General features: G+C 70.9%; 6 protein-coding genes. 5 read left to right on the top strand and 1 reads right to left on the bottom strand.

What is annotated here, in order from left to right:
* Positions 1 to 98: 98 nt before the first annotated feature.
* Both rpsA and ACFWFR_RS16475 read left to right on the top strand, forming a co-directional pair.
* Entirely contained in the window at positions 99 to 1,568 is a 1,470-nt protein-coding gene (gene rpsA, locus ACFWFR_RS16480) for a 30S ribosomal protein S1 (protein WP_056651541.1), read from the top strand.
* 117 nt (positions 1,569 to 1,685) lie between these two features.
* The gene (locus ACFWFR_RS16475; RefSeq protein ID WP_377617749.1) at positions 1,686 to 2,285 is read left to right on the top strand and encodes an NUDIX domain-containing protein; all 600 of its coding nucleotides are present in this window, start codon (positions 1,686 to 1,688) and stop codon (positions 2,283 to 2,285) included.
* Between the two features lie 28 nt (positions 2,286 to 2,313).
* On the opposite strand, the gene ACFWFR_RS16470 is transcribed toward ACFWFR_RS16475, so the two are convergent.
* Positions 2,314 to 4,248, bottom strand: coding sequence for an ABC transporter ATP-binding protein (locus ACFWFR_RS16470; protein ID WP_377623673.1), 1,935 nt, complete (start codon positions 4,246 to 4,248; stop codon positions 2,314 to 2,316).
* Positions 4,249 to 4,399: 151 nt separating this feature from the next.
* On the opposite strand from ACFWFR_RS16470, the gene ACFWFR_RS16465 reads away from it, so the two are divergent.
* Genes ACFWFR_RS16465 through ACFWFR_RS16455 form a run of 3 tightly spaced genes read left to right on the top strand, consistent with a single transcriptional unit; the run spans position 4,400 to position 6,130 of the window.
* Complete coding sequence (locus tag ACFWFR_RS16465) at positions 4,400 to 4,864, top strand: MarR family winged helix-turn-helix transcriptional regulator (RefSeq protein WP_191805757.1); 465 nt, start codon at positions 4,400 to 4,402, stop codon at positions 4,862 to 4,864.
* 16 nt (positions 4,865 to 4,880) lie between these two features.
* Positions 4,881 to 5,498 (top strand): dephospho-CoA kinase, encoded by a 618-nt coding sequence (coaE, locus tag ACFWFR_RS16460; protein ID WP_191805758.1) that lies wholly within the window; start codon positions 4,881 to 4,883, stop codon positions 5,496 to 5,498.
* Entirely contained in the window at positions 5,495 to 6,130 is a 636-nt protein-coding gene (locus ACFWFR_RS16455; RefSeq protein WP_377617745.1) for a pyroglutamyl-peptidase I, read from the top strand. Before coaE ends, ACFWFR_RS16455 begins: the two co-directional genes overlap by 4 nt.
* Positions 6,131 to 6,203 lie beyond the last annotated feature (73 nt).

Here is a 6,203-nt window from a genome sequence, read left to right as displayed (position 1 = left end):
AGACCGAAACCTTCAACTATAGCAGTTAACCGGTGGTGACCACCACATCATAAAAAAAATCCGAACTACTTCCTGTCCGCATCGGAGCATCGAACTCAATGACCATCTCCACCCCCGCGAAGTCCGCACCTCAGGTTGCCATCAACGACATCGGCACCGAAGAGGACTTCCTTGCCGCCATCGACGCCACCATCAAGTACTTCAATGACGGTGACATTGTCGAAGGCACGATCGTCAAGGTCGACCGCGACGAGGTTCTCCTCGACATCGGCTACAAGACCGAGGGCGTCATCCCCTCCCGCGAGCTGTCCATCAAGCACGACGTGGACCCCGGGGACGTCGTCAAGGTCGGTGACGCAGTCGAGGCCCTCGTCCTCCAGAAGGAGGACAAGGAAGGCCGCCTGATCCTCTCGAAGAAGCGCGCCCAGTACGAGCGTGCCTGGGGCACGATCGAGAAGATCAAGGAAGAGGACGGCGTCGTCACCGGCACCGTCATCGAGGTCGTCAAGGGCGGCCTCATCCTCGACATCGGCCTGCGCGGCTTCCTGCCCGCGTCGCTGGTGGAGATGCGTCGCGTCCGCGACCTCCAGCCGTACGTCGGCAAGGAGATCGAGGCGAAGATCATCGAGCTCGACAAGAACCGCAACAACGTCGTCCTGTCGCGTCGTGCGTGGCTCGAGCAGACGCAGTCCGAGGTTCGCTCGACCTTCCTGCAGACGCTGCAGAAGGGCCAGGTCCGCCCCGGTGTCGTCTCCTCGATCGTCAACTTCGGTGCGTTCGTGGACCTCGGCGGCGTCGACGGTCTGGTGCACGTCTCCGAGCTGTCCTGGAAGCACATCGACCACCCCTCCGAGGTCGTCGAGGTGGGCCAGGAGGTCACGGTCGAGGTCCTGGACGTCGACTTCGACCGCGAGCGCGTCTCCCTGTCGCTGAAGGCGACGCAGGAGGACCCGTGGCAGACCTTCGCTCGTACGCACGCCATCGGTCAGGTCGTGCCGGGCAAGGTCACGAAGCTCGTTCCGTTCGGTGCGTTCGTCCGCGTCGAGGACGGCATCGAGGGCCTCGTGCACATCTCCGAGCTGGCTGTCCGCCACGTCGAGCTGCCCGAGCAGGTCGTCAACGTCGGTGACGAGGTCTTCGTCAAGGTCATCGACATCGACCTCGAGCGTCGCCGCATCTCGCTGTCGCTCAAGCAGGCCAACGAGGGCGTGGACCCGGAGTCGGACGACTTCGACCCCGCGCTGTACGGCATGGCTGCCGAGTACGACGAGCAGGGGAACTACAAGTACCCCGAGGGCTTCGACCCCGAGACCAACGAGTGGCTCGAGGGCTTCGAGGCTCAGCGCGAGACGTGGGAGTCGCAGTACGCGAAGGCTCACGAGCGCTGGGAGGCTCACCGCAAGCAGGTCGCCGAGGCTCTCAAGGCCGACGACGAGGCCGTCACCTCGGGCGAGTCCACCAGCTCGGCCGCGACCTACTCCTCGACCCCGGTCCAGGACGAGGCTGCCGGCACGCTGGCCTCGGACGAGGCGCTCGCCGCTCTGCGCGAGAAGCTCACGGGTAACTGATCTCCTCCTGGCCTCACGGCCAGGGTGATCTCCTGACAGGACCCGCCACCTTCGGGTGGCGGGTCCTGTCGTGTCTGGGGGAGGTTCGGCCCGCCCCGGGTCGCCTAGGGTGTGACGATGCCGTGGAGCACCGAGAGCACCAGGACCGTGTACGAGAACCGGTGGATCAGGGTCCGGGAGGACCAGGTCGTCCGGCCTGACGGGGAGCCAGGGATCTACGGCGTGGTCGAGATGCGATGGCCGTCGGTCTTCGTCGTGGCTCTCACCGACGCCGACGAGGTCGTGCTCGTGACACAGCACCGGTACGCGACCGGGTCCGTCTCGACCGAGGTGCCGGCGGGAGCGACCGACGGTGAGGATCCTCTGGTCGCTGCCCGGCGGGAGCTCCTCGAGGAGACCGGTCTTCGCGCCCGGGAGTGGGTGCACGTCGGCAGCATGGATGCCCTCAACGGGGTGGCGAACGCCCCCGAGCACGTCTTCGTGGCCCGAGGGCTGACGGGTTTCCCGCCGGTGGCGGACGACCGAGGCGCCGACGCAGGAGCCGGCGACCGGGACGGACGTGTCCCCTCGGCCGCACAGGCCGAGGAGGGGATCTCCCGTGTCGAGGCCCTGCCTTTCGCTCAGGTCCTGGGGATGGTCGCCGACGGGAGGATCCGCGACGGCGAGACCATCGCGGCGCTCGCGCTGGCAGGGTTGTGGCTCGGCCGGTTCGCGTGAGCACCCGGGCGTTGCGCCCGACCGCACGTCAGGCGACCACGCCCTCCACGTGCGCGGAGACCACGAGACCGTCCGGACGGGTGGTCTCGGTCGTGCCGGCGTGCGCGGCCCCGTCGCCGTCCGTCGCGAACTGCGTCCGGTACAGCTCCGCGTAGAGCCCGCCGTGCGCCAGGAGCTCGGCGTGGGTCCCGGTGCTCACGACGCGTCCCTGGTCGAGCACGACGATCATGTCCGCCTGGCGGACCGTCGAGAGCCGGTGCGCGATCACGAGCGAGGTGCGTCCCTGGAGCGCCGCGTCCAGGGCGAGCTGGACGGCGGCCTCGGACTCGGAGTCGAGGTGCGCGGTCGCCTCGTCGAGGACGACGAGCGAGGGTGCCTTGAGGAACAGCCGGGCGATCGCCAGGCGCTGACGCTCGCCACCCGAGAGACGGTAGCCGCGGTCCCCGACCACCGTCTCAAGGCCTGCGGGGAGCGACTCGACGAGGTCGGCGACGTGCGCCTGCCGCAGGGCGGTCCACAGCTCGGCGTCCGTGGCCGCGGGCTTCGCGTAGCGGAGGTTTCCGGCGATGGTGTCGTGGAACAGGTGCGCCTCCTGGGAGACGACCCCCACGGTGTCCTGGAGCGACCGCTGCGTCACGTCGCGCAGGTCGCGGCCTGCGATGCGCACGGAGCCACCCGTCGGGTCGTACATGCGCGTGACGAGCTGCGAGATCGTGGTCTTGCCCGCTCCCGAGGGGCCGACGATCGCGACCATGGCGCCCGCGGGCACGGCGAACGAGACGTCGGTGAGCGTGTCGGTCGTCGGGTCCGAGGACTCGGTCGCCACGGCCTCGAGCGACGCGAGCGAGACGTCCGCGGCGCCCGGGTAGCGGAAGGTGACGTGCTCGAGGGCGAGCGTCGCGCCGTGGTGAGCGACGTCGTCGGACAGGTCGCCGGCGTCCGGTGCGTCCGTGACGGACGGCTCAAGGTCGAGGACCTCGAGCACCCGCTCGAAGCTGACGAGCGCGGTCATGACGTCCACCTGGACGTTGGACAGCGCGGTGAGCGGGCCGTACAGGCGAGCGAGGTAGGCGGTCAGCGCGACGACCACGCCGACCGTGAGCGTCCCGCGGATGGCCATGAGGCCGCCGAGCCCGTAGACGATCGCGACGGCGACCGAGGCGACGGTCGTCAGCGCGACCCGGAAGACCGTCGCGTACATGGCGGAGGTCACGCCGATGTCGCGCACGCGTCCGGCCTGCTCGGCGTAGGTCGCGGACTCCTGCGCGGGGCGCCCGAAGATCTTCACGAGGTGGGCGCCTGCGACGTTGAAGCGTTCGTTCATCATCTGCGCGGCGTCGGCGTTGAGGGCGTAGCTCTCGCGCGTGATGCCCGCGAGCCGGCGGCCGACCCAGCGTGCGGGCAGCACGAACACGGGCAGGAGCGCGAGCGCGATGAGGGTGAGCTCCCACGACATGGAGAGCATCGCCGCGAGCACGAACACCACGGTCAGCAGGTTGGAGAAGACGTTGGACAGCGTCGAGGTGAAGGCCTGCTGGGCTCCGAGGACGTCCCCGTTGAGCCGCTGGACGAGGGCGCCGGTGCGGGTGCGGCTGAAGAACGCGAGCGGCATGCGCTGGACGTGGTCGAACACCGCGGTCCGCAGGTCGAAGATGAGGCCTTCGCCCACGCGTGCCGAGTACCAGCGCTCACCGACGCTCAGGACCCCCGAGACCAGGGCGAGGAGTGCGACGACGAGGGCGATCCGCACGACCACGTCGACCCGGCCCGCCGTGATGCCGTCGTCGATGAGGGCCTTGAAGAGGAGCGGGGTCACGGCGCCGGCCGCGGCGTTGAGCGCGATGAGCACGAGGAACACGGCGAGCTGCGCCTTGTAGGGGCGCGCGAAGCCGAGGATCCGCCGGACGGTCCCGCGGTGCAGTCGTTGCTTGGTGATCGAGGAGTCCTGGCGGAAGGTGCGCATGCCGGAGCCGCCGCCGAAGGGAGAGGGGAAGGACACGTGGCCTCCAGAGGGTCGGAGGGGAGCGGCGGAGGAGGGGCCTCGACGCCGGTAGTGAGCCTACCTCACCATGAGTTGGTTCACAATATCCTGTCCGGCGGCTAGTCTCGTGCCTGTGACGACAGACTTCGACGCCGAGAACGCCGAGTTCCTCACCCTCCTGCACGCCGCGATGCGCAGCGTGCGCCGTGAGGCGGGGGAGCGGCTGGGGCGCGCCCGGACGACCCCGGGACAGTTCCGCATGCTGCGCGCGCTCGCGCACAGCGACGGTCCCCAGCGCCCCAGCGCCCTCGCGGGCATGCTCGACGTCGCTCCCCGCTCCGTGACGTCCAAGGTCGACGACGCCGAGGAGGCCGGCCTCGTGCGCCGCCTGCCCGACCCGACCGACCGCCGTGCCACGCTCGTCGAGCTCACCGAGGCCGGGCGCGAGACGCTCGCGCAGGTCGCCGCCGAGCGCGAGACCAGCGCCGGCACCCTCCTGGCCCGCCTCGACGAGGCGGACCGGCACGAGCTCCTGCGTCTGCTGCGCGCGGTGGCCGGGGACCGGGCCGAGGCCCCAGGGCGTGCGCACCGGCCATGACTGGCAGGATGGACCCATGTTTCGCGTAGGCCTGACCGGCGGGATCGCAGCAGGGAAGTCCGTGGCTCTCGACCGCTTCGCCGAGCTCGGGGCGTGCGTCATCGACTCCGACGTGCTCGCGCGCGACGCGGTCGCGCCCGGGACCGTGGGCCTCGCCGAGGTCGTCGAGGCGTTCGGCGAGTCCGTGCTCGCGCCCGACGGCACGCTCGACCGTGCTCGCCTGGGCACCGTCGTCTTCAGCGACGACGAGGCGAGGCGCCGGCTCAACGCGATCGTGCACCCCGAGGTGCGCCGTCTGTCGGCTGAGCGCGAGGCGCTCGTCGCCGCGCGCGACCCGCGCGCCGTCGTCGTGCACGCGATCCCCCTGCTCGTCGAGACCGGGCAGGCCGACTCGTTCCACCTCGTCGCCGTCGTCGTGGCCCCCGAGGACGTGCGCGTCCGGCGCCTCGTCGAGTCGCGCGGCATGAGCGAGGACGAGGCGCGCGCGCGCATCGCCGCGCAGGCCACCGACGAGGAACGGCTCGCCGCGGCCGACGTGACGCTCGACGGCAGCGGTGCGCCCGAGGCGCTGCGCGCCGAGGTCGACGCGCTCTGGGAGCGCATCGTCCAGGAGACGGCCGAGGAGCTCGCGTGACCGTCCTGCTCTCGGGCTTCGAGCCGTTCGACGGCGCGACGACCAACCCTTCGTGGCTGGCCGTGAGCGCGCTGCGCGACGCCTGGACCGGTGACGAGCCTCTCGTCGCGGTCGAGCTGCCCTGCACGTTCGACGGGGCGTGGCCCGCGCTCCGGGCAGCGATCGAGCGGCACGAGCCGCGGGTCGTGATCGCGGTCGGGCTCGCGGGCGGAACCGCCGCGGTCCGCCTCGAACGCGTCGCCATCAACGTGATCGACGCGCGGATCCCCGACAACGCGGGCTCCGCTCCGGTGGACGTACCGGTCGTCGCGGACGGACCCGCGGCCTGGTTCACGGGGCTCCCGCTCAAGCCGAGCCTGGTCGCGGTCCGCGAGGCCGGTGTCCCGGTCGCGGTCTCCAGCACCGCGGGCACGTACGTGTGCAACGCGACGTTCTATGCGCTCATGCAAGGGGTGTCCGGACAGGAGGGGGTGCGTGCGGGGTTCGTCCACGTGCCCGACGTCGAGTCCCTGCCGCTCGCCGCGACCGTCGAGGCCCTGCGGGTCGTCGTCGAGACGGCCTGCGCGGACCTCGACGGGGCGCTCGGAGCGGGCGGCGACGCGGCACGCGTCTCGGCGGGCGCCGAGCACTGACGGCACCGGGCGCCCGTGTCGTCGAGCTCGGGGGCGGACGGGCACGCCACGGGCCCCAGGATGATCCCTGGGG

The sequence above is a fragment of the Oerskovia sp. NPDC060287 genome, assembly GCF_042726775.1.
GTDB lineage: Bacteria > Actinomycetota > Actinomycetes > Actinomycetales > Cellulomonadaceae > Oerskovia > Oerskovia merdavium.
Note: the sequence above shows the minus strand (reverse complement) of the source record. Positions and strands in the feature narration are given on the sequence as shown.